The 23,403-nt window shown below is 54.2% G+C and carries 23 protein-coding genes; 11 read left to right on the top strand and 12 right to left on the bottom strand.

From position 1 onward, the window contains the following. Window positions 1–24: 24 nt before the first annotated feature. The 4 genes from Y71_RS15770 (at window position 25) to Y71_RS15785 (ending at window position 3,601) form a co-directional block, all read left to right on the top strand. Entirely contained in the window at window positions 25–1,308 is a 1,284-nt protein-coding gene (locus tag Y71_RS15770; RefSeq protein ID WP_007374586.1) for a YeaH/YhbH family protein, read from the top strand. Between the two features lie 226 nt (window positions 1,309–1,534). Continuing rightward, the gene (locus tag Y71_RS15775; RefSeq protein WP_007374585.1) at window positions 1,535–2,209 is read left to right on the top strand and encodes a class I SAM-dependent methyltransferase; all 675 of its coding nucleotides are present in this window, start codon (window positions 1,535–1,537) and stop codon (window positions 2,207–2,209) included. 128 nt (window positions 2,210–2,337) lie between these two features. Beyond that, on the top strand, window positions 2,338–2,841 hold the full coding sequence (locus Y71_RS15780; protein ID WP_007374584.1) for a YbaK/prolyl-tRNA synthetase associated domain-containing protein: 504 nt from the start codon (window positions 2,338–2,340) through the stop codon (window positions 2,839–2,841). 313 nt (window positions 2,842–3,154) lie between these two features. Beyond that, a complete protein-coding gene (locus tag Y71_RS15785) occupies window positions 3,155–3,601 on the top strand; it encodes a DUF441 domain-containing protein (protein ID WP_007374583.1) in 447 nt (148 codons plus the stop codon). Here Y71_RS15785 and Y71_RS15790 read toward each other — a convergent pair. The 5 genes from Y71_RS15790 to Y71_RS15810 form a co-directional block, all read right to left on the bottom strand. Next, on the bottom strand, window positions 3,584–4,276 hold the full coding sequence (locus tag Y71_RS15790) for an amino acid ABC transporter permease (RefSeq protein WP_007374582.1): 693 nt from the start codon (window positions 4,274–4,276) through the stop codon (window positions 3,584–3,586). The genes Y71_RS15785 and Y71_RS15790 overlap by 18 nt on opposite strands. Beyond that, complete coding sequence (locus tag Y71_RS15795) at window positions 4,266–5,024, bottom strand: amino acid ABC transporter permease (RefSeq protein ID WP_007374581.1); 759 nt, start codon at window positions 5,022–5,024, stop codon at window positions 4,266–4,268. The genes Y71_RS15790 and Y71_RS15795 overlap by 11 nt, the downstream gene beginning before the upstream one ends. Then, the gene (locus Y71_RS15800) at window positions 5,024–5,845 is read right to left on the bottom strand and encodes an amino acid ABC transporter ATP-binding protein (protein WP_007374580.1); all 822 of its coding nucleotides are present in this window, start codon (window positions 5,843–5,845) and stop codon (window positions 5,024–5,026) included. Before Y71_RS15800 ends, Y71_RS15795 begins: the two co-directional genes overlap by 1 nt. Before the next feature lies 1 nt (window position 5,846). Further along, on the bottom strand, window positions 5,847–6,668 hold the full coding sequence (locus Y71_RS15805) for an ABC transporter substrate-binding protein (RefSeq protein ID WP_007374579.1): 822 nt from the start codon (window positions 6,666–6,668) through the stop codon (window positions 5,847–5,849). 204 nt (window positions 6,669–6,872) lie between these two features. Next, entirely contained in the window at window positions 6,873–7,658 is a 786-nt protein-coding gene (locus Y71_RS15810; protein ID WP_007374577.1) for an AraC family transcriptional regulator, read from the bottom strand. Window positions 7,659–7,757: 99 nt separating this feature from the next. On the opposite strand from Y71_RS15810, the gene Y71_RS15815 reads away from it, so the two are divergent. Continuing rightward, window positions 7,758–8,945, top strand: a complete 1,188-nt coding sequence (locus tag Y71_RS15815) for a CynX/NimT family MFS transporter (RefSeq protein WP_007374576.1) — start codon at window positions 7,758–7,760, stop codon at window positions 8,943–8,945. 50 nt (window positions 8,946–8,995) lie between these two features. Here Y71_RS15815 and Y71_RS15820 read toward each other — a convergent pair whose 3' ends face one another. Then, the gene (locus Y71_RS15820; protein WP_007374575.1) at window positions 8,996–9,703 is read right to left on the bottom strand and encodes a CTP synthase C-terminal region-related (seleno)protein; all 708 of its coding nucleotides are present in this window, start codon (window positions 9,701–9,703) and stop codon (window positions 8,996–8,998) included. A 244-nt stretch (window positions 9,704–9,947) separates the two neighbouring features. Here Y71_RS15820 and Y71_RS15825 point away from each other — a divergent pair, with 244 nt between their 5' ends. Continuing rightward, complete coding sequence (locus tag Y71_RS15825; RefSeq protein WP_007374574.1) at window positions 9,948–10,295, top strand: DUF488 domain-containing protein; 348 nt, start codon at window positions 9,948–9,950, stop codon at window positions 10,293–10,295. Here Y71_RS15825 and Y71_RS15830 read toward each other — a convergent pair. Together Y71_RS15830 and Y71_RS15835 are read right to left on the bottom strand one after the other, a co-directional pair. Then, a complete protein-coding gene (locus Y71_RS15830) occupies window positions 10,292–10,597 on the bottom strand; it encodes a hypothetical protein (RefSeq protein WP_007374573.1) in 306 nt (101 codons plus the stop codon). The genes Y71_RS15825 and Y71_RS15830 overlap by 4 nt on opposite strands. A 76-nt stretch (window positions 10,598–10,673) precedes the next feature. Beyond that, a complete protein-coding gene (locus Y71_RS15835) occupies window positions 10,674–10,919 on the bottom strand; it encodes a putative hemolysin (RefSeq protein WP_035943351.1) in 246 nt (81 codons plus the stop codon). A 640-nt stretch (window positions 10,920–11,559) separates the two neighbouring features. Here Y71_RS15835 and Y71_RS15840 point away from each other — a divergent pair. Beyond that, window positions 11,560–13,389 carry a sensor domain-containing diguanylate cyclase gene (locus tag Y71_RS15840; RefSeq protein ID WP_007374570.1) on the top strand — a complete coding sequence of 610 codons (1,830 nt, stop codon included), beginning with the start codon at window positions 11,560–11,562 and terminating at the stop codon, window positions 13,387–13,389. Window positions 13,390–13,602: 213 nt separating this feature from the next. Then, a complete protein-coding gene (locus tag Y71_RS15845) occupies window positions 13,603–15,192 on the top strand; it encodes a methyl-accepting chemotaxis protein (RefSeq protein ID WP_007374568.1) in 1,590 nt (529 codons plus the stop codon). A 326-nt stretch (window positions 15,193–15,518) separates the two neighbouring features. Here Y71_RS15845 and Y71_RS15850 read toward each other — a convergent pair whose 3' ends face one another. Next, the gene (locus tag Y71_RS15850) at window positions 15,519–15,773 is read right to left on the bottom strand and encodes a hypothetical protein (protein WP_007374566.1); all 255 of its coding nucleotides are present in this window, start codon (window positions 15,771–15,773) and stop codon (window positions 15,519–15,521) included. Window positions 15,774–16,210: 437 nt separating this feature from the next. Here Y71_RS15850 and Y71_RS15855 point away from each other — a divergent pair, with 437 nt between their 5' ends. Together Y71_RS15855 and Y71_RS15860 are read left to right on the top strand one after the other, a co-directional pair. Then, complete coding sequence (locus tag Y71_RS15855) at window positions 16,211–17,755, top strand: methyl-accepting chemotaxis protein (RefSeq protein WP_007374565.1); 1,545 nt, start codon at window positions 16,211–16,213, stop codon at window positions 17,753–17,755. An 88-nt stretch (window positions 17,756–17,843) separates the two neighbouring features. Beyond that, the gene (locus Y71_RS15860) at window positions 17,844–18,155 is read left to right on the top strand and encodes a PTS sugar transporter subunit IIB (protein ID WP_007374564.1); all 312 of its coding nucleotides are present in this window, start codon (window positions 17,844–17,846) and stop codon (window positions 18,153–18,155) included. 59 nt (window positions 18,156–18,214) lie between these two features. Here the strand turns inward: Y71_RS15860 and leuE are convergent, their stop codons facing one another. After that, window positions 18,215–18,853, bottom strand: a complete 639-nt coding sequence (leuE, locus tag Y71_RS15865) for a leucine efflux protein LeuE (RefSeq protein WP_007374563.1) — start codon at window positions 18,851–18,853, stop codon at window positions 18,215–18,217. A gap of 110 nt (window positions 18,854–18,963) precedes the next feature. Further along, entirely contained in the window at window positions 18,964–21,399 is a 2,436-nt protein-coding gene (gene dosP / locus Y71_RS15870; protein WP_050998979.1) for an oxygen-sensing cyclic-di-GMP phosphodiesterase DosP, read from the bottom strand. 742 nt (window positions 21,400–22,141) lie between these two features. On the opposite strand from dosP, the gene Y71_RS15875 reads away from it, so the two are divergent. Further along, on the top strand, window positions 22,142–22,381 hold the full coding sequence (locus Y71_RS15875) for a DinI family protein (RefSeq protein ID WP_007374560.1): 240 nt from the start codon (window positions 22,142–22,144) through the stop codon (window positions 22,379–22,381). Between the two features lie 164 nt (window positions 22,382–22,545). Here Y71_RS15875 and Y71_RS15880 read toward each other — a convergent pair whose 3' ends face one another. After that, window positions 22,546–23,388 carry a VOC family protein gene (locus Y71_RS15880; RefSeq protein ID WP_007374559.1) on the bottom strand — a complete coding sequence of 281 codons (843 nt, stop codon included), beginning with the start codon at window positions 23,386–23,388 and terminating at the stop codon, window positions 22,546–22,548. Between the last annotated feature and the right edge of the window lie 15 nt (window positions 23,389–23,403).

A 23,403-nucleotide genomic window follows, 5' to 3' on the forward strand; every position in this document is an offset into this window, starting at 1 on the left:
TGGCATTCGCAGCGGGAGGCACTAATGACCTGGTTCATTGACCGACGTCTGAACGGCAAAAACAAAAGCACGGTTAACCGCCAGCGATTTTTACGCCGTTATAAAGCACAAATAAAACAGTCGATTTCCGAAGCCATTAACAAACGCTCGGTGACCGACGTGGAGAACGGCGAGTCTGTCTCCATCCCAACGGAAGATATCAGCGAACCGATGTTTCATCAGGGGCGCGGCGGCTTACGTCATCGCGTGCATCCGGGAAACGATCATTTTGTGCAAAACGACCGTATCGAACGCCCGCAAGGCGGCGGTGGCGGTTCCGGTAGCGGCCAGGGTGAAGCCAGCCCTGACGGCGAAGGCCAGGATGAATTCGTCTTCCAGATCTCCAAAGATGAGTATCTCGATCTGCTGTTTGAGGATCTGGCGCTGCCGAACCTGAAACAAAACCAGCAACGGCAGCTTAATGAATTTAAAACGCACCGCGCTGGCTACACCTCCAACGGTGTACCGGCGAATATCAGCGTCGTGCGATCGCTGCAAAATTCGCTCGCCCGTCGAACCGCGATGACTGCCGGTAAACGCCGTGAATTGCGCGAACTGGAAAATAGTCTCGAAACGGTGGAGAAAAGCGAACCGGCACAGTTACTTGAAGAGGAGCGTTTACGTAAAGAGATTGCGGAGCTGCGCGCAAAAATCGAGCGTGTGCCGTTTATCGACACCTTTGATTTACGGTACAAAAACTACGAAAAACGCCCGGAACCTTCCAGTCAGGCGGTGATGTTTTGCCTGATGGACGTCTCCGGCTCGATGGATCAGGCCACCAAAGATATGGCCAAACGTTTTTACATCCTGCTCTATCTGTTCCTGAGCCGGACCTATAAAAACGTCGAAGTGGTCTATATCCGCCATCATACGCAGGCAAAAGAAGTGGATGAGCATGAGTTCTTCTACTCGCAGGAAACGGGCGGCACTATCGTTTCCAGCGCCCTGAAACTGATGGATGAAGTGGTCAAAGAGCGTTACGACCCGGCACAGTGGAACATCTATGCTGCGCAGGCGTCGGACGGCGATAACTGGGCGGACGACTCACCGCTGTGTCACGAAATCCTGGCGAAGAAAATCCTGCCAGTGGTGCGTTACTACAGCTACATTGAGATCACCCGCCGGGCGCACCAGACGCTGTGGCGCGAGTACGAACATCTGCAAACGATGTTCGATAACTTCGCCATCCAGCATATCCGCGATCAGGAAGATATCTACCCGGTATTTCGTGAACTGTTTCACAAGCAAACGGCAACATCAGGGAATTAACCACACATATCAGCCAGTCAGGCCCGCCCGGCTGGCTGATTCTCCTCAGGCGCGTTCTTTCCCGCAAACCCTTCTGATTCCGCTTGCGCGGAGCTAATCCACGAATTGCCCTACAAAAGCGCGGCTATTTCACCCCTTGTGAGCAAAGAAATGTGGCACATTTTACGCACGACAAATCGTGGCGTTCTCTTTCGTCGCGAAAGACAAATTGACAGGAACCGTGCGCATGATCGACCTTGAGGACTTAAAAGTATTTGTACAGAACCCTGAAATAAAAGGGATTATTGATACCGTCTGGGACGATCTGGGAGAAGCCTTCGTGCAAGCACAGGCCATCCTGCCCGCTGAAAAAGCGATGCCGCGCCGGGAACTCTCTTTTCACGACCACGTTAAGCTGCTCGGTTATCTCTGCTGGTTAGTGAATAATGCCAACGCCGCTGGCGATATTATTGAAATCGGCGTCTGGAAAGGCAAATCCAGCGCCTTTATGAACGCCCTCTGCCAGGGTAACCGCCGCATTATCAGCATCGACCCGATGGAATTGACGAACCAGCCTCTGGAACTGGGTTTCTACCACGAGCATATTTTCCCGGAAGTCACGCTGATACGCGGCTATTCGCAGCACAGTATTGAACGGGTAATGGCGCTGGCGCCGAAAACCATTCTGCTGCATATTGACGGCGGCCACCTGAAAGAGCACGTTCTTACCGATTTCCTGCTGTATGCGCCAACCGTGGTTAGCGGTGGATTTATTGTCTTCGATGATTATCGCGACTTCATCTACTCTCCGGAAGTCGGACCCGCAGTTGACCTGCTGCGCGCAGGCGGCTTCTTTAACGGATTCGACGTTATTGGTAGCGTTCCGGGCTTTGAAAACAGCTACCTTTTGCAAAAAAAATAAACAGTACACACAAAGCGTTGTTTGTAGTGCTTGTATTTTTTCGCCGCCCTTCAGGGCGGCTTTTTTATTCTCATCGTCCGGCGGGTGGATTATGCTTTCACTCTTACTGTTTGTTATTGGGAGAGATCATGTCTGAGATTGCCAGCCGCGACGTCCATCAACATCTGTTGACCCTGCTGGAACAGCAGCAAGCACGTTTTCAGGTAGTCGAGCACGACGCCGTCGGTAAATGCGAAGCGGTCAGTGAAATTCGCGGCACCGCCCTGGGTCAGGGCGCTAAAGCGCTGGTGTGCAAAATTAAAGGTAACGGTGTGAAAAAGCATGTGCTGGCGATCCTGGCCGCCGACCTGCAAGCCGATCTCAGCCGTCTGGCGCACCATTTTGGTGGTCTGAAAGCCTCGCTGGCCAGTCCGCTGGAGGTGGAGCAGCTCACCGCCTGCGTCTTCGGCGCGATTCCGCCGTTTAGCTTTCATCCGGATCTGCATCTGGTGGCCGACCCGGTGCTGTTTCAGCGCTTTGACGATATCGCCTTCAACGCCGGTCTGCTGGAAAAATCAGTGATTATGGATACACAAGATTACCTGCGCATTGCGCAGCCGGAAATTGTCGATTTCCGCCGTCTGTCCGCGTAATGGGCCGGTTACCACTCCGAGCGTTCCAGTATTAACACGCAGATCACCAGCCCAACGGCCAGCGTCGTAAACAGTGTGGTAAGAATATAGATATCTGATGGCATGATGGCGGCTCGCAATTGCCTGAAATTTCACCGGGCGATGCGCTATTGATAAGCGCCGAACATGACTGATTCATGACAGATTGCCAGAACTTGCGTAAAAAATGTTCTGGCAACTGCCCGAAATTAGCCGTACGAAAGAAAAAAGCCTGCCTCATCATCCATTTATGCGTAGAGTGAACAGGCTTCTTTTTTTGGCAAGGAACCTCTGCATGTTTGATAGCACGCTGTTTATTTTGCTCGCGCTCGCCGCGCTGGGATTTGTCAGCCACAACACCACTGTCGCCGTTTCCATTCTGGTGCTGATTATTGTCCGCATCACGCCGCTGAACACCTTCTTTCCGTGGATAGAAAAACAGGGGCTGACGGTGGGGATTATTATTCTGACGATTGGCGTGATGGCGCCGATTGCCAGCGGCTCGCTGCCGCCGTCCACCCTGTTGCACTCCTTCGTCAACTGGAAGTCGCTGGTGGCCATTGCGGTGGGTATTTTTGTCTCGTGGCTCGGCGGGCGCGGCGTGACATTAATGAGTACGCAGCCGTCGCTGGTGGCAGGGCTGCTGGTTGGCACCGTGCTGGGTGTGGCCCTGTTCCGGGGCGTTCCGGTCGGGCCACTGATTGCTGCCGGGCTGGTGTCGCTGCTAATTGGTCGGCAGTGAATAACGACGCTGGTGGCGTTTGACGGCAAACTCCAGCGCGCTGCACAGCAGGTAGTAGACCAGACCGGTAAAGATAAACAACGCCGCAGGATAGACCTGCACCCGGTTATTCACCTGCCCGGCTACGGTGGTCAGCTCCGGCACGTTGACGATAAATGCCAGCGAGGTGTCCTTCAGCAGCGCGACCAGCAACCCCACGTATGAGGGCAGCGCATTGCGTAACGCTTGTGGCAGCAGTACCAGCCGCAGGGTTTGCGCGCTGCTAAAACCACTGCTCAGCGCCGCTTCGTACTGGCCGTCTGGCAACGCGCCCAGCGCCGCCAGCGTCGAATACATTACCGATGCCGAGGTAAACCACGCCAGCGCCAGCGTTACGGTCACCGCGCCAGGCAGATCCGTTCCTGTCAGCCACGGCAGTAAAAACCACAGCCAGAAAATCACGAAGATCAGCGGAATGCCGCGGATAATCTCTGCCCACAGAAACAGTACCCTGCGCGGCAAGCCGCGAAAGCGCCAGGCGCAACAGGCCAGCAGCACGCCGCCGGGAAAGGCCAGCGCCGCCGCGCCAAAGGTCATCAGCAATGAGAGCAATACCCCGCCCGGTTCTCCCTGGGCTGCTCGCCCCCACAACAGATAATCGAGGTTATCGGTGATAACCGTAACGTTAGCGATCATGCTGCCCTCCCGCCGCGCGGCGTAGAATTCGCCAGCTTTGCGCCCCATTGAACAGCACGCTCATCACCAGCCCCAGCAGCAGATAGAGCGCGCTGCCAATGGCAAACGCTTCCAGCGCATGCGCGTTGTAACTTTCGATCTGTCGGGTCTGGTAGGTCAGTTCGCCAAGGCCAATCCCGGTGGCCAGCGAGGAGAGTTTCATCAGGTTGAGATATTGCCCCACCACCGGTTGCCAGGCATTGTGCAACCCCTGCGGCAACAGCACCCAGCGAAACAGCGCCAGCGGGCTGAACCCTTGCGACTCGGCCGCTTCAATTTGCCCGCGCGGTACCGCGTGTAGCCCGGCCTGAATCTCTTCCACCAGAAATGCGGCGGTAAACAGCCCTAAGGCCCAGGCGGAGGAGAGAAATTCCGGGGTAAACCACCAGACATTACCCGGCAGAATGCTGAATGCATGGTCGTCATTGACGTACTGGCGAAAACTCAGCGGCAGCAGGTTCCAGGCGGCGAAATACCAGAACAGTAACTGCACCAGCAAAGGCGTGTTGCGAAACAGCGAAACCCACACCGCCACCGCTCCACGCCTCACTTTGCCACCGGTCAACCGCAACGCCAGCAGCAGTACCGTCAGCGCCGTCGCCAGCAACATACCGGCGATAGTGACCCAAATGGTGGTGAGAAAACCGGAGACGATCCATTGCGCGGGCTGCCCGGTCAGCACGCCCGCCCAGTCGAGATGCAGCGCCATCACAACTCCTTGTTATCCGCGTGCAGCGGGTTGAGCACTTTTTGCAGGAAACGCTGCGCTCGGGGGTGTTGCGGCGCGGAGAAGAACTGTGCCGGTGCCGCCTGTTCCAGGATCTCGCCGCCGTCGATAAAGATCACCCGATCGGCAATTTCACGGGCAAACTGCATCTCGTGGGTAACAACAATCAGCGTGATGCCACTGTGCGCCAGCGATTTCATCACCTGCAACACCTCGCCAATCATCTCTGGATCCAGCGCCGAGGTGGGCTCGTCGAACAGAATGATATGCGGATCGGCAGCCAGCGTGCGGGCGATCGCCACCCGCTGCTGCTGCCCGCCGGAGAGCTGCGAGGGAAAGTGATGCGCTTTATCCTGCAACCCCACCCGCGCCAGGAGCGCCAGCGCGATAGCCTGCGCGTCACCGGCACTTTTACCGTGAATGTGCCGCAGCGCCAGCGTGATATTGTCCAGCGCGTTGAGGTGCGCATAGAGATTGAATTGCTGAAAGACGAAACCGACATGGCGACGCAGTCCGCGCAGCGCGCGCCCGGAGAGCGTGCTGGTCGGTTGGCCATCAACCTCAATCTCGCCGCTGCTCAGGGTTTCAAGCTGGTTGATCAGGCGGATCAGGGTCGATTTGCCGGAGCCAGAGGGGCCGCACACGGCCAGCACTTCACCAGCGGCGACCTGTAAATCAATGCCATTCAGCACAACATTATCGCCATAGCGTTTTGTGACGCCGCGAAATGTCACCGTTCCTTTTTGCACGGGAAACGCCTCCGTGGCGGGAGCCACAGAGGCGGAAAACAGACCTGACAGCATATTACTTCGCTTCTATTTTAAAGCTGCGTGGAGCCGGAGTTTTGGTTTGCGGGCCAAACCAGGTATCGTAGATTTTTGCCGCGTCGCCGCTCTTCTCAAGGTTCACCAGTTCATCATTCACCGCTTTCAGCAGCGCGGTTTCACCTTTACCCACCCCAACGCCAATCTCCTCTTTCGACAGCAGATCCGGCAGGATTTTAAATTTCGCTTTATCCGGCGCTTCCGCCAGTAACCCGGCCAGAATGGTGCTGTCTTGTGTAATCGCCTGTACGTTGCCATTACGCAGCGCGGTCAGCGCCAGTGGGATATCGTCATAGGCCAGCACGCGGGATTGCGGGAAGCGCTGGTGCAGCGCCTGCTCTCCGGTAGTGCCTTTCACTGCGCCGATACGCGCTTTGCTGTAGGAATCCAGTTTATCGGCAGCCGTTGCCGGGACGAGGAACTGCTGGCCGGTAACAAAATACGGCGTGGAGAAGTCAATCACCTGCGCGCGTTCCGGGGTGATGGTGATATCTGCAACAATCAGATCCACCTTGCCGGATTGTAACAGCGGAATGCGGTTCGCCGGGTTGGTCGCGACCAGCTCCAGTTTCACCCCAAGGCTTTTCGCCAGCGCTTTAGCAAAATCGACGTCATAACCGACGATATCGTGCGATTTCGGATCAATTGCGCCAAACGGCGGGTTGGCGTCGAAGGTCGCCACTTTGACGACACCAGCGGCTTTGATATCCGCCAGTTTGTCGGCATGCGCAGCAAATGAGAGTGCGGAAAGGAGTGTCAGCGCGCTGAGCGCGGTGATTTTTGTGTGTAATGTAGTTGCCATGCTTATCCTTATGCCCTGTTATTGTGGTGATTTCAGCGCTAAAGTCACATAACCCCATTCATCAGACAAATATCAAAAAGTGCATTGATTATCTGAAAATATTATTAAAAACAGATTCACCATATAAATCCCTTATCCACCATCACTCCACAGAACAAACCTTTTAAGACCTTATAAACACAAGGGAATAGAGAGCAGAAAATATTACTCTGCGCCGAGTGTGGCCAGATAACGCCCCGGCGTCTGACCCAACCCCTTTTTGAACATGGTAATGAATGCCGTGGTCGAGTCGTACCCCAGCGTCTGGGCGGCTTGCTGTACGGACTGGCCGCTAATCAGCAGTTGCAGGGCGAGGATCAACTGCATCTGATGCCGCCAGCGACGAAAACTGAGGCCCGTCTCCCGAACCACCAGCCGCGCCAGGTTACGCTCGCTCATGGCGAAAATCTGTGCCCACTGCGCCAGCGTTTGCCGCTCAGCCGGGCTGGCCTCCATATGATCGACCATCTGGCGGATCTTCAGATGCGCGGAAACAGGAAGCTGCAACTGCATCTGCGGTTGATCCGGCAACTCATCAAACAGCACCTGCACCAGCCGCTGCGTAGCAGGCTGGCGTCGCTGCGTCGGCGTTCGTGCGGCAAGCGTCATAATCAGCTCGCGCACCAGCGGCGAGATCTTCAACGTGCAGCAATGTTCCGGCATCACCACCGACCAGGGTTCGATAAATAAAAAGCAGAGCTGCGCGTTGGGAGTCGCGTGATTACTGTGCGACACCCTACCGGGCAGCCACATGGCATGGTGCGGCGGCACCATCCAGCGTGCATGTTCAACTTCGCAGGTGATGGCCCCTTTCAGCGCCAGAATCAGTTGCCCCTTGCGGTGACAATGCGCAGGAATGCGCTGCTCTTCTGCCGCAACGGTGATACGAAAAGCCACCGCCGCTTCCTGCTGGCTGTCGGGATCGTAGCCGCCCAGTCCGAGTCCGTGCATTAAGTTGTCCGAATTTAGCGATAAACTGTCATTTTAGCTTGATTAAAACCAAAGAAAAAACCGCTATCGTAACGCTCTGTTGTTTATCAAGAGAATACAATGACCACTCGCCTTTCTTCCCGTGGGCAACAAGGGGTGCTGCTGATTGCCGGTATCCTGATGATTGCGACCACGTTACGCGTCACGTTTACCGGCGCGGCGCCGTTGCTCGATGCCATTCGTGCAGAATATGGTTTAAGTACCGCACAAACCGGCATGCTTACCACGCTGCCGCTGCTGGCATTTGCGCTGATCTCTCCGCTGGCTGCCGGTGTCGCCCGCCGTTTCGGCATGGAGCGCAGTCTGTTTGCCGCTATGGTGCTGATTTGTCTTGGCATCGCCATCCGTTCCCTGCCGTCCTCCACGCTGCTGTTTGCTGGCACAGCGGTGATTGGTTGCGGTATCGCACTCGGCAACGTGCTGTTGCCAGGTATGCTGAAGCGTGACTTCGCCGGACATGTAGCGAAACTGACTGGCGCCTACTCCCTGACGATGGGCGCGTCTGCGGCGCTTGGCTCCGCACTGGTGGTTCCGCTGGCGCAGAGCGGCGCGGGCTGGCACGGCGCATTGCTGATGCTGATGGTGTTTCCGCTGCTCGCGCTGCTGCTGTGGTTGCCTCATCTGCGTCGCGGTGCACCGGCGCAGATCAGCGCTTCCGGAGCGCTGCACAGCCGGGGGATCTGGCGCTCGGCGCTGGCCTGGCAAGTCACGCTGTTCCTCGGTATCAACTCGCTGATTTATTACATTATTATTGGCTGGCTGCCGTCGATTCTGCTGACTCAGGGTTTTAGTGAAGCGCAGGCCGGTTCCCTGCACGGTATTTTGCAACTGGCGACTGCCGCGCCAGGCTTACTGGTGCCGGTTTTCCTGCACCGGCTGAAAGATCAACGCGGCATCGCGGCGCTGGTGGCGCTTCTGTGCGCGGTGGGTTCGCTGGGATTATGGTTGCTGCCAGCACATGCCGTGCTGTGGACGGTTATTTTTGGTTTTGGCTCCGGCGCGACGATGATCCTCGGCCTCACTTTTATCGGCCTGCGCGCCAGTTCCGCACATCAGGCGGCCGCCCTCTCCGGGATGGCGCAGTCGGTCGGTTACCTGCTGGCAGCCTGTGGCCCGCCGTTGATGGGAAAAATTCACGACGCCAGCGGCGACTGGCACCTTCCGTTACTGGCATGTACCGTGCTGGCGGTGGTAATGGCGGTGTGCGGCGCGTTTGCCGGCCGCGAACGGGAAATTATTTCCCGCTAAACCGCGCGCCATCCGGCCGGATACCGGATGGCGCGTAAGAGCTGCATGGCTTATTCGCAGGCAGCGCGCAGCATCGCCTGTACCAGCGGTGAAGGTCGTCCAGCCAGCGCGGCGCGTTCATGCTGAAACAGCGTGGCGACAAAGAACGGATGCGTCACCAGTTCCACCGCGCGGATTTCACCCTCTTCATCCCAACCGGTCACGCGCAGATCGCCGCTCTCCAGTTCGCGGGCAAACTCTGCCGAAACGCCAAAGCTGCAACGGTATGCCTCTTCCACCATTTCACGACCATACGCGCGGGCAATCAGCGTATTCGGTCGCAGTTCGATGGTACCGGTTTGATCCACCAGCGCGCAGGTCAGCGGGGAGATCACCATGCGTCCTTCGTTTTCCGTTTCAGCATGTGCAGCGTCGCTCCAGCCCAGCACATTACGGGCATATTCGATCACCGCATGCTGGAAACCGCCGCAGGTACCGAGGAACGGCACGGCATTTTCTCGCGCATACTGAATGGCAATAAACGCGCCACGGGCATTTTTATAAGGGCTTCCCGGCACCACCCAGATGGCATCGTAGCCGACCAGATCTTCGGCGCTGTTAATTTCGCTGGTCGGTAACCAGTCGTAATCAGCGGTAATTTCCAGTACGGCAGCGGCATCATCAATCGCCAGCGGAATCGCCTGATGAGCAACAATGTCATGGCTGTAATCGCCGACCAGTGCGATACGCAGTGTTTTCTTCGGAGGGATATGATGCATGAATGTGTCCTTATGCCGGGGCAAATAACGAATAACATAAGGAACATCACATTAGCTGTCTTTTACTGGAATCACAACACCTTAAAATTGAGATCATGTATCACGCGGAAAAATGAAATAATCTGTTGCGCAAGAACAAATTATCAGGAGTCACCCGTGCAGCAAATCCGCATCCTCGTGAGCGCCTGCCTTTCCGCACGACAATTACCGGCGCTGATTGCCTGGGTTGAAGAGAGGGAGAGCCATGATCCAATGTAAACGTGTTTATGACGCCGCCAGCGACGACGATGGTTACCGGGTGCTGGTCGACCGGCTCTGGCCGCGCGGCATAAAAAAAGCCGAGCTGCGTTTTGATGAATGGAACAAAACGCTGGCACCCTCAACGGAGCTGCGCAAAGCCTTTCACGGGGAGGTGCTCGATTTTGCCAGCTTCAGCGAAGCCTACCGCAAAGAGCTGGATGCGCAAAAAACGGCAGGTGAACAGCTTGCGGCACGGGGTAAAAAGGAGACTGTTACGCTGTTATACGCGGCGAAAAACAGGGCGCAGAATCATGCCATCGTGCTGGCCGAATGGCTGCGCTCGTTGAGTTAGTCGATCACCCGCTCGCGCAGATCCTGCGGTTCGCTGTCGGGTTGCAACGGCATCAGATGCTCAGCCCGGATAAAAGCAAAGCCCTGCTGACCATCGAAAGCGGTGACATTTCCGGTGACCAGCCACAGCGCCCGGCCGGCGTTGCGCGGCATCTCAGTGATTACACCGTTCACCGGATTTAAAAAACGTTCTCCCGGCTGGCACAGGCCGAACAGTTCAACGGCTTTACCAATATTGCAGCGACCATTGGCGGTCTGGGCGCCAATCACTAAGGCCTGGCTGCCCGCTCGTAGCTGAAACATACTTCTCTGGTACTCTCGCAACAGTAAAAATGAGATTAATCTGAAAGCGAAGTTTACCCTGGGCCGCCCGCTGCTGTCACGATCCGGATTGCGGATGATCGCGACGCCACAGCGTCCATTCATCGATCACCTCACCGTTCGGCAGTTTACACTCGGTACGCACACCCTGCGGACTCTGAACCGGCACCCGCTGACCGCCCTTTTGCTGGCAGTACATCGCCGCCGGATTGGCTTTCCCGATCTGCGGCGGCAGCGGCGCATCGGGTTTCGTTGTGGAGCAAGCGGTGACTAAAAACGGCAGCATCCATAAAACATAGCGCATCATTTTTTTCCTTCATCTCAGGCGAAATCGCTCTTCAGCATAGCCTCAAGCCGGAGGTATCTCCATGATTTCTCCATTCTTACTGCACTTTTGGTCATTATAGTGAGTCTCGTTCTCACCCATGACCAAGAGAACATCATTCCGTAATCAATGAGTTTTTGCCCCGCTTCATCAACGGGGCTTTTTTTATTTTCCCCTGCCAGCTTTAGTGGCTACCGCCCCCCGATATATCAAATGTCCGGCTTTCATGATGTAATGTCGCGCAGCCAGGATCTGCGGCATTAACATGCGCGGCTGTGCCTGTGAATGAGGGAATGTATCTGGTGAAAAAAATAAAAAGAAAAAACCCTTTCCCCGTCTCGATTAAGCTTATTGACCCCCATGGATAGCTTGAGAAAAATCTGATTTTCTTCTATCTCTTATACAATTCATTTCTGGCGAATATCGCCGGTGAAGGAGTTTTCGTGAGAAAGACAACCATCATTATGCTGATTGTGGCAATTGTCGCCGTGGCCGGAACGCAATTGGGCTGGTGGTAATTCCAGACATATTGTTATTTCAGCGCAGAACTCAACCAAACGAATGATGGCGTCCTCTGAACAGATTCCTACGGTCTCATTTATTTGGGCAGGAGCTCGCTATGTTCACTGGTCTGAAAAAAAGCGAAAGCAAACGGTTAGCCACTCTGGAGCTGCTGAGCAAGGAGGATAAATCCCGCGATGCAGCACTGGCCGAGTTTGCTCTTCTGGCGTGCGAAGTTATGGGCGTTGAAGGCTGCTTTATCTCTACATTCGATGATGTTTTTCAATATATCAAATATGTTAAAAACATACCGATTGAGCACGTAAAAATACGTATTGAACAGACCATGTGCCAATATTCTTTGCACAGCGGCCAAACGGTAATTAGTTCAGATACCCGCCTTGATGGTCGATTTAATCATCAGCCGCTGGTAAAAAGCGGCGATATTGTTTTTTATGCTTCAGCGCCAATGATAAATAAAGATGGCGTGATCATGGGTACGCTGTGTGCGAGTCATTCCGAAACCTACGTGCCCACGTCCAGCCAGGTTGCCAGCTTTTTGCGCGTTGCCGCCCTCGCTGCCGCTTATCTTGAATCCTTTTATACCGTCGGGTTGGTGGATGCGCTGACCGGTCTGCCTAACCGCCAGTTTCTGATGAAAGAGATGGAGCGGCTGACCAATGAAAAAGTGAGTTCCCCTTACGGGCTGGTGATTTTTGATTGCATCGATATGCCGCGTGCTTACGAGCTCTCTCGCTATCTCGGCCTGGAAGCAGTGGAGAAACTGCTACGCAGCTTCGGCTCGCTGCTGCGTTTACGCCTGAGACTGAAAGAAGAGGTCACGCTGTATGCCTTTACCACCGCGCGTTATGCCGTGCTGGTGGATATCGATTATGCGCTGACGCTGGCAAAACGGGCGGAACGTTTACCCTGTACGCAGGCGAAAGTGGCTGGCGATATCGACATCAACCTGACCCTGCATACCGGCTACGTTAAATTTTCCCCGCAGGAAGACAATGTGCAGGAAGTGGTGCGCCAGGGAATTAGCGCCCTGCATGAGTCCATTCGCCAGGATATTCCGGCGTTGCAGTTCAACCCGATCCTCGACCACAAACGCAATAAAGACTTCAAATTGCTGCACGATCTCAGTGAAGCCATTAAATCTCCGGACCAGTTGTATATGGTCTATCAGCCGAAGATTTCGCTGCGCTCAGGTAAAACCGAAGGCGTCGAAGCGTTACTGCGCTGGAAACACCCGCAACTGGGGAATATCTCCCCGGCCGTCATAGTGGAGCTAGCAGAAAAAACCACCCTGATGAGCGATCTTACACAGTGGGTGATTAAATCGGTGATCGCGCAGCTAAAAAGCTGGAAACAGCAGGGCGTTTTGCTGCCGGTGTCGATCAACGTTACGGTAAGCGATTTCTCGCGTCCGGGGTTTGCCGACGAGCTGGAACGCAACGTGCTCGCTGCCGGGCTTTACACCTCCGATTTGCGTATCGAATGTCTGGAGACAGAAAAAGTGCTGGAAAGCGACCCGGCGCTGGCGGAACTGGACAGGCTTAAACTACTGGGCTTTACCATTCTGCTTGATGACTTTGGCGCCGGTTACAGCAATATCAGTTACTTACGCCGAATTCCGATCGACGTTATCAAGCTCGACCGCTCGCTGGTCAGCCAGGTAACCACCGATACCGGCAGCCGGATTATTGCCCGTAACGTGATTATGATGCTCAAGGAACTGCAGTACGTGGTGCTGGCCGAGGGGATTGAGGATCTCGAAACCGCACGCATGCTGGAAGAGTATGGCTGCGATGTCGCACAGGGATATCTCTTTTCTCGCCCGCTGACGCCCGAAGAGATCCCGGACTGGCTGGCTGACAGTAAACCCTTTCGTTTGCTGGCGAAAATCAACGCTGACGAGAATCACCACCAGTACGGTATATAACCACGCACGTTATTTATCCGGCCTGTTGTATTAAGCAGCAGGCCGCGTACTGTCATGAAAATGTCATAAAAAAGATATTATATTCCGCCTCAATAACTTAAGCCAAATACGCTCAATTTCCCTGCAGACAGCCGATTAAAGCCCCGTAAAACCCGGTCGATATTGCTGGCGTGCGCCGGTTCGCGCTCCACTGACAACGGGAAGCAGAAATTCATGAAACTCAACCACCTCACCATCGGGCAGCGCCTCGGTTTTCTTGCGACCATTCTGCTGCTGGCAACGCTGTTTATTGGTATTCGCGGCCTGGCGATTAACGCTGGCGGATTAGTACAAAATCAACGGATCATGACCACGGAAAAGGTCGTTGCCCAGAGTATTGACACCGCCCGCAACGCACAGGTGCAGTTTAAAATTCAGGTGCAGGAGTGGAAAAATACGCTGCTGCGCGGTACACAGGGCCAGCAATCTTTCGACAAATATAAAAACGCGTTTGTAGAACAGAGCCAGAAAACGCAGGCGCTGTTAAAAACCCTGCGCGAATTGCTACCGCAAATCGGCCTTCCCGCAACAGAAGTCACCAATACCATCAACCTGCATGCGGAACTGGAGCAGCATTATCTCTCCGCCTTGCAGCAGTACGCTATACAGGATGCCACCAGCGCCCAGCGGGTCGATCATCTGGTCACCGGCATCGATCGCGAGCCTACGCGCATGATCGACGAAGTGGTGGCCTCGACGTTGAAACAGGCGGCGCTTATCCGCGAACAAACTGAGGCCAGTAATTATCAACACTTTTCCCAAACGCGCCTGATGTTACTGCTGGTAATGGCATTGACTTTAGTTGTCGGGCTACTGATCACCTGGTGGCTGATCCGCAGTATCACGCAGCCGCTGGCGCAAGCAGTATCGGTGGCCCGCAACGTTGCCTCCGGCGATCTGCAATCAACGATTATCCCCGCCGGACGGGATGAAACGGCGGAACTGATGCATGCGTTACTGGAAATGAACGGCAACCTGACGCGTATTGTTACCGGCGTGCGTTCCGGTACCGAAACTATCGCGGGCGCATCGCAGCAGATTGCCAGCGGCAGTCGCGAACTCTCTTCGCGCAATGAAGCGCAGGCCAGCGCGCTGGAACAAACCGCAGCCTCGATGGAGGAGCTGACCGCGGTTGTCAAAAACAACGCCGAAAATTCACGCATCGCCAGCGATATCACTCGCGAAGCGACCCAGGTTGCAAACCAGGGAGGTGAAGTGGTTGAGCGTGTGGTGCAGACCATGAGCGAAATTAATCAGCTTTCGACCGAGATCAGCAGCATTATCGGCGTGATCGACAGCATTGCTTTCCAGACCAATATTCTGGCGCTGAATGCGGCGGTTGAAGCCGCCCGCGCCGGAACAGAAGGCCGGGGTTTCGCTGTCGTCGCCTCAGAAGTTCGCGCACTGGCTCAGCGTTCCGCGACGGCCGCGAAAGAAATTAGCGCCTTGATCCAACGTTCTGTCACGCGTATTGACGAAGGTAACCAACTGGTGAAAAGCGCAGGCAGCGCCATGGACGACATCATGCAGAGCGTGGCGCACGTCAGCAAACTGGTAGAGACCATTTCGCTGGCGAGTAACGATCAGAGCGTGGGAATCGATCAGGTGCATGTCGCCATTACTCGTATGGATGCGGCGACGCAGCAAAATGCAACGCTGTCGCAGGAATCATCGGCGGCGGCGCATGCCATGCAGCAGCAGGCGGAAAACCTGCTGGAGATGGTGCAAATCTTCAAACTCCGGACAAACAATAAGATGGTTTAATGAATCTGGCTGCTACGGCGTCACATTCCGCAGCAGCATGTGGCTATCAAACGATAGCGCAGCACCAGTAATCATCAAATTCATTAATCTTTCCACAGAAAAATTTGCGTTGGCTCACAATCGGGTTACAGGTTATAAAGTGCGCACGTGACGGATATACGCTTTAACAATCTCAAAAAAACATTCGCTGGCAGTTTTGGTGTCGAAACTGCCGCATTTTATTGCTATTCCCCCCTGCTTCAACCAGCCAGTGAAAACAGGAACTTTTTTCTCTGCAATTAATTCTCCGCAACTAAGATATATCGCATAAGAAACAGCGAATTAATTCAGTGCGTACGCAAAAGCATGCTAATGGCATCCTGTTCAGATAATCCATAGCCTTTCACAGAGACCTCCATCGCTTCATTCTGAGTCTGGTTAAACAGCGTCTCATTGCCGTTAGTGTGCAGGTTTCCAGAAACGATATCTCCCATCTCAACATCATAATTTCCCAGCAGCTCTGCGATGGCGAACTCGCCTTTATCGTCGCGAATCACAAGAAAGCCAATGCGGTGCTCGTGGTGAACGACAGTACCTTTCATAAGAACAATCCTTTCGCAGTAAGAGAGTTTCAGCGTAGCTGAATCCAGCCCGCCAGGAAACGATCTGGCGCGTATTTGGCGCACCGTAGCAACAGGTTTATGATCCCGACCACAACTCTTATTCACGTATTTATAGTCTCAGCGGAAACATTATCCCTGCAGCTTCAACAATAATAAAAACAGCTACACTATGTGTGGTTATGCTTGAATATAAATATACACTTAACTTACTGTTGTGCGCTTTTTAGCTCCTTAAGTAAAATTTCCTTTTATCTCCGGGAAAAAAGATGATGGCTTAAATGAAATTATTTTATGCACTATTTCGCCAGTACGTAAGCAACAGAAAAATATAAAGCACGCAGTACTCCATGCCGTAAATAGATATAAGAAATGCAACATGTTTCAGGCTCGTATCCCTTTTCCTGAGAAGGCTCACTATGCGTAACAATGAACCCGTCACACAGCAAGAATACGTTTTCGACAATGATGCCACTTTAATGTCAACGACCGATCCACAGAGCCATATTAATTATGCTAACGACGCGTTTGTTCAGGTCAGTGGTTTTTCGCTTGAGGAACTAAAAGGTGAGCCGCATAACCTGGTTCGCCATCCCGATATGCCAAAAGAGGCTTTCGCGGACATGTGGGGCACGCTGAAGCAGGGGGAACCGTGGACGGCACTGGTAAAAAACCGCCGTCGTAATGGCGATCACTACTGGGTACGCGCTAACGCTATTCCGGTGGTACGTGAGGGCAGAATCAAAGGTTATATGTCAGTACGTACACGGCCCGCAGCGGAAGAAGTCGCGGCGGCGGAGACACTGTACCGAGAGTTTCGCAACGGCCAGAGCAAAGGCCGACGTTTTCATAAAGGGTTGATTATTCGCACCGGTTTAATGGCGTGGCGCTCGCTGTTCGTCACCCTGCCCCTGCGCTGGCGATTACGCTCAGCGCTAATTATCGCGCTGTTATTCAGCCTTGCTGCCGCCTGGCTGCATGCATTAACGCCAGGGCAAATGGCAAGCTTCTCGGGTTTTATGGCGCTACTGCTGCTGGCTATCGATATCTGGCTTGAGCAGCAAATCGTTCGCCCGGTTGAACATCTGCGGCGCCAGGCGTTGCAGGTTGCCAGTGGTGAAATTCATCAGGTGGAACAGCTCAACCGCGTAGATGAAGTGGGCGTCACGCTACGCGCCATCAACCAGCTTGGCCTGATGTTTCGCTGGCTGGTTAACGACGTCAGCGGCCAGGCAGTGACCGTGCTGAAAGCGTCAGATGCGCTGCGGGCAGGAAATGACTCCTTAAGCCGTCAGACTGAACAGGCGGCGTCAAATGTGCAGCAAACGGCCGCCACCATGAACGAAATGACGGCAACGGTAAGGAGTAACCGCGAAACGGCGGCGGAAGTCACCGCCCTTTCGCAAGGTACGCAGAGCGCGGCGCAGCAAGGCGGACAGGTCATGAATCAGATGATCGAGATGATGTCGGCGATTGCGGACAGCTCGCGGCAAATTGCCAGCATCACCAGCATCATCGACAGTATTGCCTTTCAAACCAATATCCTGGCGCTGAACGCCGCGGTAGAGGCTGCACGCGCGGGGGAACAAGGTAAAGGCTTTGCGGTGGTGGCTGGCGAAGTGAGAAGCCTGGCAAGCCGCAGCGCCAGCGCGGCCAGTGAAATCAAAGCACTGATCGAAACCAGTGTGGCGAACGTTGATTCCGGTAGTGCACTGGCCGATAACGCAGGAAAGACGATGAAAGAGATTGTCAGCCAGGTACAGAACGTCACCGCGCTCATTGCGCAAATCAGCGCCGCCACCGCCGAACAAGCGACTGCGCTGGGCGAAGTCAGTGTGGCCGTGGAAGATCTGGACAGGATCACCCATCAGAATGCCGAGCGCGTGCAGGAAGGCGCGGAAGCCTCCGGGCGTATGAATCAGCAGGCCATTCGTTTAGCAGAAGCGATTTCGGTGTTCCAGTAACGATATTTCGTAATAAACCTGGAGGCTGCGCTCATTTTCTCGCCACTGGCAGGCATAGTGTAGGCGTATCTTCCAGGAGGACAGAACCATGAAAAAGTTACTAATATGTTGTCTTTTCGGCAATACCGCCAACGCGCTGGCGAAACGGATGCAAAAGGCAGCCAACGAACATGGCTATCCAATGCTGATTAGTGCCATCGGTCTGGATAATTTTGCCAGCGTGGCTCCCGCCTTTGACTGTTTTCTGGTCGCGCCGCACATCCAGTACAAACTGGACGAAATTAAGGCCGCCGTGGGTAATGCGCCTGTCGCGATTATCGAAAGCTATCCTTTCGCGTCAATGGATGGTGAAAAAGTGCTGGAGTTTGTCATGGCGAAAATGCCTGTGCCGGCAGAATAAACGCTAAAAAGCCACGCTTGCTGGCGTGGCTTTTCTTTTTATCTCTTCAGGTTATCTCTTCAGGATTGCAACGTTGCCAGACGGGCGGCGAAGCCGACAAAGATTAAACCAATCAGCGAATTTCCCAGACGGGTTAAGCGTTTTTTTGTCTTCACCCACTGTGTCACATACGAGCCTGTCACGATCAGGAAGCTGAAATAGCAGAAGCTGATGATCTCCAGCGTGCTGGCGAGAATAAAAAAGGACACGCCGGGACGGGCATAATGGATATCGATAAACTGCACAAAGAACGAAACATAAAACAGAATCGCTTTCGGGTTGGTCAGGCTCAACACCAGCGAGCGTTTTAAAATATCGCCTTTATGCGCATCATCATCGCTTTGCGGCTGCGTTCGCTGCACAAAGGTACTGTAGAGCATTTTCCCGCCAAGCCAGAGCAAATAAATCGCGCCGAGATAACGCACGATATTGAACAATACCGGTGTTGTTTTAATCAGCGTGGCGACACCAGCGTACGCGAGAAACATCAGCACAGCATCACCAATAAAAACGCCTGCCGCAGCGGTATACCCGTTGCGTAATCCTCCGGCGATACTGGTTTTCAGCACAAAAAAGGTGTTCGGACCGGGCACCAGAATGATAAAAATTGCGCCGATAAAATAGGTCCAGTAACTGATAACGCCAAATTCCGCAAACACACTCACTTCCTTAGAGCTAACGCTGCAACCACAATAAAATTCGCGACATATGCTACAAGGGGAGCCGCAGAAACAAAAGCGTTGCGGTTATTTCAGCAAAAAACGGCGTTTCAGGGCTGCGCCTCTTGCGCGATAAGCCTGGGGAAGGTCGTTGAATACCACTCGGGAACCTCTTCAGGAGGCATCGGTCTGGAAAAATAGTAGCCCTGGACCACCGGACACCCGATATGCCGCAGGAGCTGTAACTGTTCGTGGGTTTCAACGCCCTCTGCCACCACCGTCATGCCAAAGCTCTGCCCGATGCTGGTTATCGCCTCCAGCAGCGAACGGCTCCGGTTATCCGTCAGGCAACCATCGACAAAGCTTTTATCAATTTTAATTTCGGTCACCGGCAGCGTGACCAGCCGGGAAAGCCCGGAAAACCCCGTCCCGAAATCATCAACCGACAGACCGACGCCCATATCGCGCAGTGCCTGAAAACGCGTTGATAGCTCATCATCCGGCGCCATGACCATACTTTCGGTAATTTCCAGCGTCAGCATTTCACCGGGGATGGCAAACTCGTTGATCGCTTGCAGTACCTGCACGGGAAGCTGGATATTGTGAAAGTGAATGGCCGACAAATTGACAGAAAGCGCAGGAAAATCCGGCCAGGTTTTGCGCCACTGCGCCAGTTGGCGGCACGCCTCGCGCAACACCCAGACGCCGATATTTTCGATTTCTCCCACCTCTTCCGCCAGCGGTATAAACCGAGCAGGCGGCACATCTCCGTGTTCAGGATCCCACCATCTTGCCAGCGCCTCAAAACCATATAATTGACCCGTGGCGATATTGATCTGCGGCTGAAATACCAGCCGCAGGCGATTTTCCGCAACGGCGCGTTTCAGCGCCGCCCCCAGAAGCAGACGCTCCGTTGCAGCGCGGTTAAGCTCCTCATTGAAGAACTGCCAGCCGTTACCGCCGCTGCGGTAAATATGATCCATGGCGCTGTGCGCAGTGGACAGCAGCCAGTCGCGATCTTTACCTGCTTCATGGCTGATACCGATACTCAGCGTCAATGAAAGCGTCGTGTTATTGAAGCTAATGGGTTCACTAACGGCGTTTTCGAGCGTTTCCACAACTCGTGTCATGCTGCTGACGTCATTTTCGCTATCCACCAGCACAAACTGTTGCCCCTCTATTTTGCTCAGATACTGACCCGCTCCGAGGCTATCGTGCAGACGGTTAGCCACGATTGAGAGGATCTGCTCAGCGGCGCTATACCCCTGCGCATCAATGACGTCCTGGAAATGATCAACCGTCATCATCAACACCACCGGCGCTTTCGTCTCCGCTGTCGCCAGCTGTTGATCGAGATGCTCTTGCAGATGACTGCGGTTAGGCAGCCCGGTTAGCGGATCGAATTTAATCAGATGTTCAATCTGCTGGCGGCTGTTTTCCTGCTCCAGTACCAGCGCGGCCAGGTGCTGGCTAATATCGGCGACACGCTCAGTAAAGGCTCTGTTTTCCTTGCCTGCCACGGTGTCGATCGCCAGGATGCCTGCGGCAACGCCGTCACGACGGCGAATCGTCACCGCGCGCGACATGACTCCCGGGCTGTCGAGTTTTTCGGCGCTGGACGCCCAGTGTTGCGGAACATTATTTTGCAGGGTTTTCAGCGAAGCGTGCGCCTGCCCCAGCACGGCGACGATATTACGGCAGATGATTTCGCCCATTTCAGCGATCGGCAGGTTGCTGCGCATCGCGGAAAGCAACGCTCGTTCAAGTTCGCGGATCTTGCGATCTTCAGTGATATCAGAAAAGGTCATCACCAGATTCTGCAACTGACCATTTTTGGCAAGAACCGGGCTGAGGGTGGCGCTGAACCAGACGTTTTCGCCAGTGCTGGCAAGCGCCTGAAACTCATTCTGGTCACGCTCGTTCTTGCGCAACAGGTTTTGCAGACGCTGCCGGTTATCCGGCGGAGCATCGGGAATGTTGAGTATGTTATCCAGGCGTTTCCCTGCCGCCTGGCTTACGCTCAGGCCAAACGCCTCCGTAAAAGCCCGGTTCGCCTGAACAATACGCCGTCCTGTATCCAGCACGATCACCGGTTTGCTGATATGGTCAACAGCCAGCAGCAGCAAACGCGTCTGTTCCCGCTGTTCCACCTCCAGAGTGGCGTCACGCGCCAGCGCTAGGTAACAGACTTTTCCTGCGTTCACGACCCGGGAAAGGGAAAAGCGCGTCCAGATCCTCTTGCCGTCCTTTCGCTCCAGTTGCAATTCCCGGCTCATCCCTTCAACGCGTGAATCTCCGCCCTCGCGATGATGGCGAATAAAGCCAGGATGCGCGGCCTTCAGGTCATGCGGAATCAGAATGGAGACACTTTGTCCGAGCACATCGTCACGGCTGTAGCCCCACAGTCTTTCTGCCGCGCGATTGTAAAACATCACCCTGTCTTGCTCATCAATCAACACGGCAGCCATCATATTCTGCTCAAGAGCAGCAAACAGAATATCTTCCCCCTGCCATGGCGGCACCGCCGGTTTCCTGTACTGGTGCATTCGTTTTTTCAAATGATTAAACATGCGGCTTCCCACTGTTCAACACCGTTACGCCTGCGGTGAAGAAAGATATGTACGAACCGGCATCATCAACCAGTTACAGTCACTGCGCTTCCAGGCTATTTCGACATATTTCCGGACTGTACTGGCGTAAGCCTTCCTGGTGAACAAGCACAAAGGGGCCTTCGCTTTCGCTACTCAGTTCAGTGTATGCCATTCGATCGTGCCAATAGTGGCCCGGCACGGGCAAAATCAGATATTGCACTCTCTTTTTTTAATCATGTGGTTGGCAAACGCTGCGCTTTCACGATCGGCGAGAGGGGATGCTGCACGGCGGCTTTATTCACCAAAATAGTAATAATTTGAAGAAGCTACATTCTCTGAAGCTACAGGTGATAAATGGAAGATATTCTCAGAATATCGGGGCTGATTCTCGATGCATTCCAGTTTGTGATTAATGACGAAAACTTTAAAAAGAAAAAAACCGTACAGCCCACCTGATCTCCACCCAAAATTCCCGCTCAGAATCGACCATAAAACCGTGAGTCCTGAAAAGGGCTCACGGTGATATACAGCAAATGCCGCGACTGTTTTTCACCCATTGCGCGCAGAAATAGCGCGGAATAACCGATCGCTATCCCACAAAATACCTTCTGCCCTTCCCCTCTCACTTTCATTGTTGATTACTGGTGTTTTATACAGTATAAATACTGCGCTATTAATTCACACACAGGAATGGTTAATGTTCGTTGAACTGGTCTATGACAAACGCAATGTTGAAGGGCTTTCCGGCGCCAGGGAAATTATCCTTGAGGAACTTACCCGGCGTGTTCACCGTCTGTTTCCTGATGCCGATGTCCGGGTAAAACCCATGCAGGCCAACGGGCTGAACAGCGATGCCAGTAAAAACGACCGGGAAAAGCTGAACCGGATGCTCGAGGAAATGTTTGAAGAAGCGGATATGTGGCTGGTGGCGGAGTAAGGCAGTGCCATCGTGGATGACGCCCTCTGAATTTGCGCCGAAATCTGCCGGCTGCCAGAACGTGCAGCCGGGCTGAAATCGGTAATGCCTGAAGTACACCAGGAGAAGCGGCCAGCGAATATTCACTTCACGTCCTGCTCCTCCTTCGTTTTCAGCACTCCCCTCTATGCTTTTTCCGCAAAACGCATCGCCAGCCATTGTGCCTGCTGCTGCATCACCAGCACCTGGCGGCCCTGCTCGCGCCACTGAATATCGCCCTGGCTAAGGCAGCGCCTGAGCTGCTCCAGTGAGGCCACCTGAAAGCAGAGCGCCACCATTTTCGCTGGTGCCTGCGCAGCAACAGGCGGCAGCGCAAACTCCAGGCTGGCTTGTTGATGCGTGATAATACGCAGGCAGCACGTTCCTGAATCAAGCACATAGCCGCCGCTATCTTCCGCACGGGCCTCTGTACTGAATAACTGACGATACAGCGCCAGCGTCTCTTCAGGTTGCGGCGAGGCAATAACGAACGCGGACAGCGCCTGTACGCCATTAGGATGTACTTGCCAGGCGGGCTGCCAGACAGCTTGCGGCGTCTGATGTTCACAGAAAAAGCTGAAGCCGTATGCCAGGGCGCTGGCGCGGACCCGCGAGATACAGAACCGGGCCTCAGTCTGACTGCCGTCCGGCAGTATCACCGGGCGGAAGAAGCGGGTCGGTGGTTCGCCATCGAGTTGGCATTGCTGTAGATGGTGCCATACCGCATGTGCATCGCGAGTTTTCCAGACCAGTCCGGCAAGGCCTGGCGCAACGTTCCATAAACCTCGCGAGTCTGTCTGCCTGGCAGGTTCATAACCTAAAAGTTCCAGATAGTTATCGGCAAAGATGGCCAGATGGTTGCTGGAGCCCATCGAATGGTGCCCCCGCGTACTGAGCTGAAATCCCATCCGCTGGAACAGGGATTGGGCCTGATCCAGCTCTTCATCAACATTAATCACCGCGTGATCGATAACCGGGGTAATCGGCATGGTGTATTCCTTCTG

The organism is Kosakonia radicincitans DSM 16656, assembly GCF_000280495.2.
GTDB lineage: Bacteria > Pseudomonadota > Gammaproteobacteria > Enterobacterales > Enterobacteriaceae > Kosakonia > Kosakonia radicincitans.

Coding starts and splice junctions, on each gene's coding strand:
- Y71_RS15770 (WP_007374586.1), top strand. CDS start 25: ATGACCTGGTTCATTGACCGACGTCTGAACGGCAAAAACAAAAGCACG.
- Y71_RS15775 (WP_007374585.1), top strand. CDS start 1,535: ATGATCGACCTTGAGGACTTAAAAGTATTTGTACAGAACCCTGAAATA.
- Y71_RS15780 (WP_007374584.1), top strand. CDS start 2,338: ATGTCTGAGATTGCCAGCCGCGACGTCCATCAACATCTGTTGACCCTG.
- Y71_RS15785 (WP_007374583.1), top strand. CDS start 3,155: ATGTTTGATAGCACGCTGTTTATTTTGCTCGCGCTCGCCGCGCTGGGA.
- Y71_RS15790 (WP_007374582.1), bottom strand. CDS start 4,276: ATGATCGCTAACGTTACGGTTATCACCGATAACCTCGATTATCTGTTG.
- Y71_RS15795 (WP_007374581.1), bottom strand. CDS start 5,024: ATGGCGCTGCATCTCGACTGGGCGGGCGTGCTGACCGGGCAGCCCGCG.
- Y71_RS15800 (WP_007374580.1), bottom strand. CDS start 5,845: ATGCTGTCAGGTCTGTTTTCCGCCTCTGTGGCTCCCGCCACGGAGGCG.
- Y71_RS15805 (WP_007374579.1), bottom strand. CDS start 6,668: ATGGCAACTACATTACACACAAAAATCACCGCGCTCAGCGCGCTGACA.
- Y71_RS15810 (WP_007374577.1), bottom strand. CDS start 7,658: ATGCACGGACTCGGACTGGGCGGCTACGATCCCGACAGCCAGCAGGAA.
- Y71_RS15815 (WP_007374576.1), top strand. CDS start 7,758: ATGACCACTCGCCTTTCTTCCCGTGGGCAACAAGGGGTGCTGCTGATT.
- Y71_RS15820 (WP_007374575.1), bottom strand. CDS start 9,703: ATGCATCATATCCCTCCGAAGAAAACACTGCGTATCGCACTGGTCGGC.
- Y71_RS15825 (WP_007374574.1), top strand. CDS start 9,948: ATGATCCAATGTAAACGTGTTTATGACGCCGCCAGCGACGACGATGGT.
- Y71_RS15830 (WP_007374573.1), bottom strand. CDS start 10,597: ATGTTTCAGCTACGAGCGGGCAGCCAGGCCTTAGTGATTGGCGCCCAG.
- Y71_RS15835 (WP_035943351.1), bottom strand. CDS start 10,919: ATGCGCTATGTTTTATGGATGCTGCCGTTTTTAGTCACCGCTTGCTCC.
- Y71_RS15840 (WP_007374570.1), top strand. CDS start 11,560: ATGTTCACTGGTCTGAAAAAAAGCGAAAGCAAACGGTTAGCCACTCTG.
- Y71_RS15845 (WP_007374568.1), top strand. CDS start 13,603: ATGAAACTCAACCACCTCACCATCGGGCAGCGCCTCGGTTTTCTTGCG.
- Y71_RS15850 (WP_007374566.1), bottom strand. CDS start 15,773: ATGAAAGGTACTGTCGTTCACCACGAGCACCGCATTGGCTTTCTTGTG.
- Y71_RS15855 (WP_007374565.1), top strand. CDS start 16,211: ATGCGTAACAATGAACCCGTCACACAGCAAGAATACGTTTTCGACAAT.
- Y71_RS15860 (WP_007374564.1), top strand. CDS start 17,844: ATGAAAAAGTTACTAATATGTTGTCTTTTCGGCAATACCGCCAACGCG.
- dosP (WP_050998979.1), bottom strand. CDS start 21,399: ATGCACCAGTACAGGAAACCGGCGGTGCCGCCATGGCAGGGGGAAGAT.
- Y71_RS15875 (WP_007374560.1), top strand. CDS start 22,142: ATGTTCGTTGAACTGGTCTATGACAAACGCAATGTTGAAGGGCTTTCC.
- Y71_RS15880 (WP_007374559.1), bottom strand. CDS start 23,388: ATGCCGATTACCCCGGTTATCGATCACGCGGTGATTAATGTTGATGAA.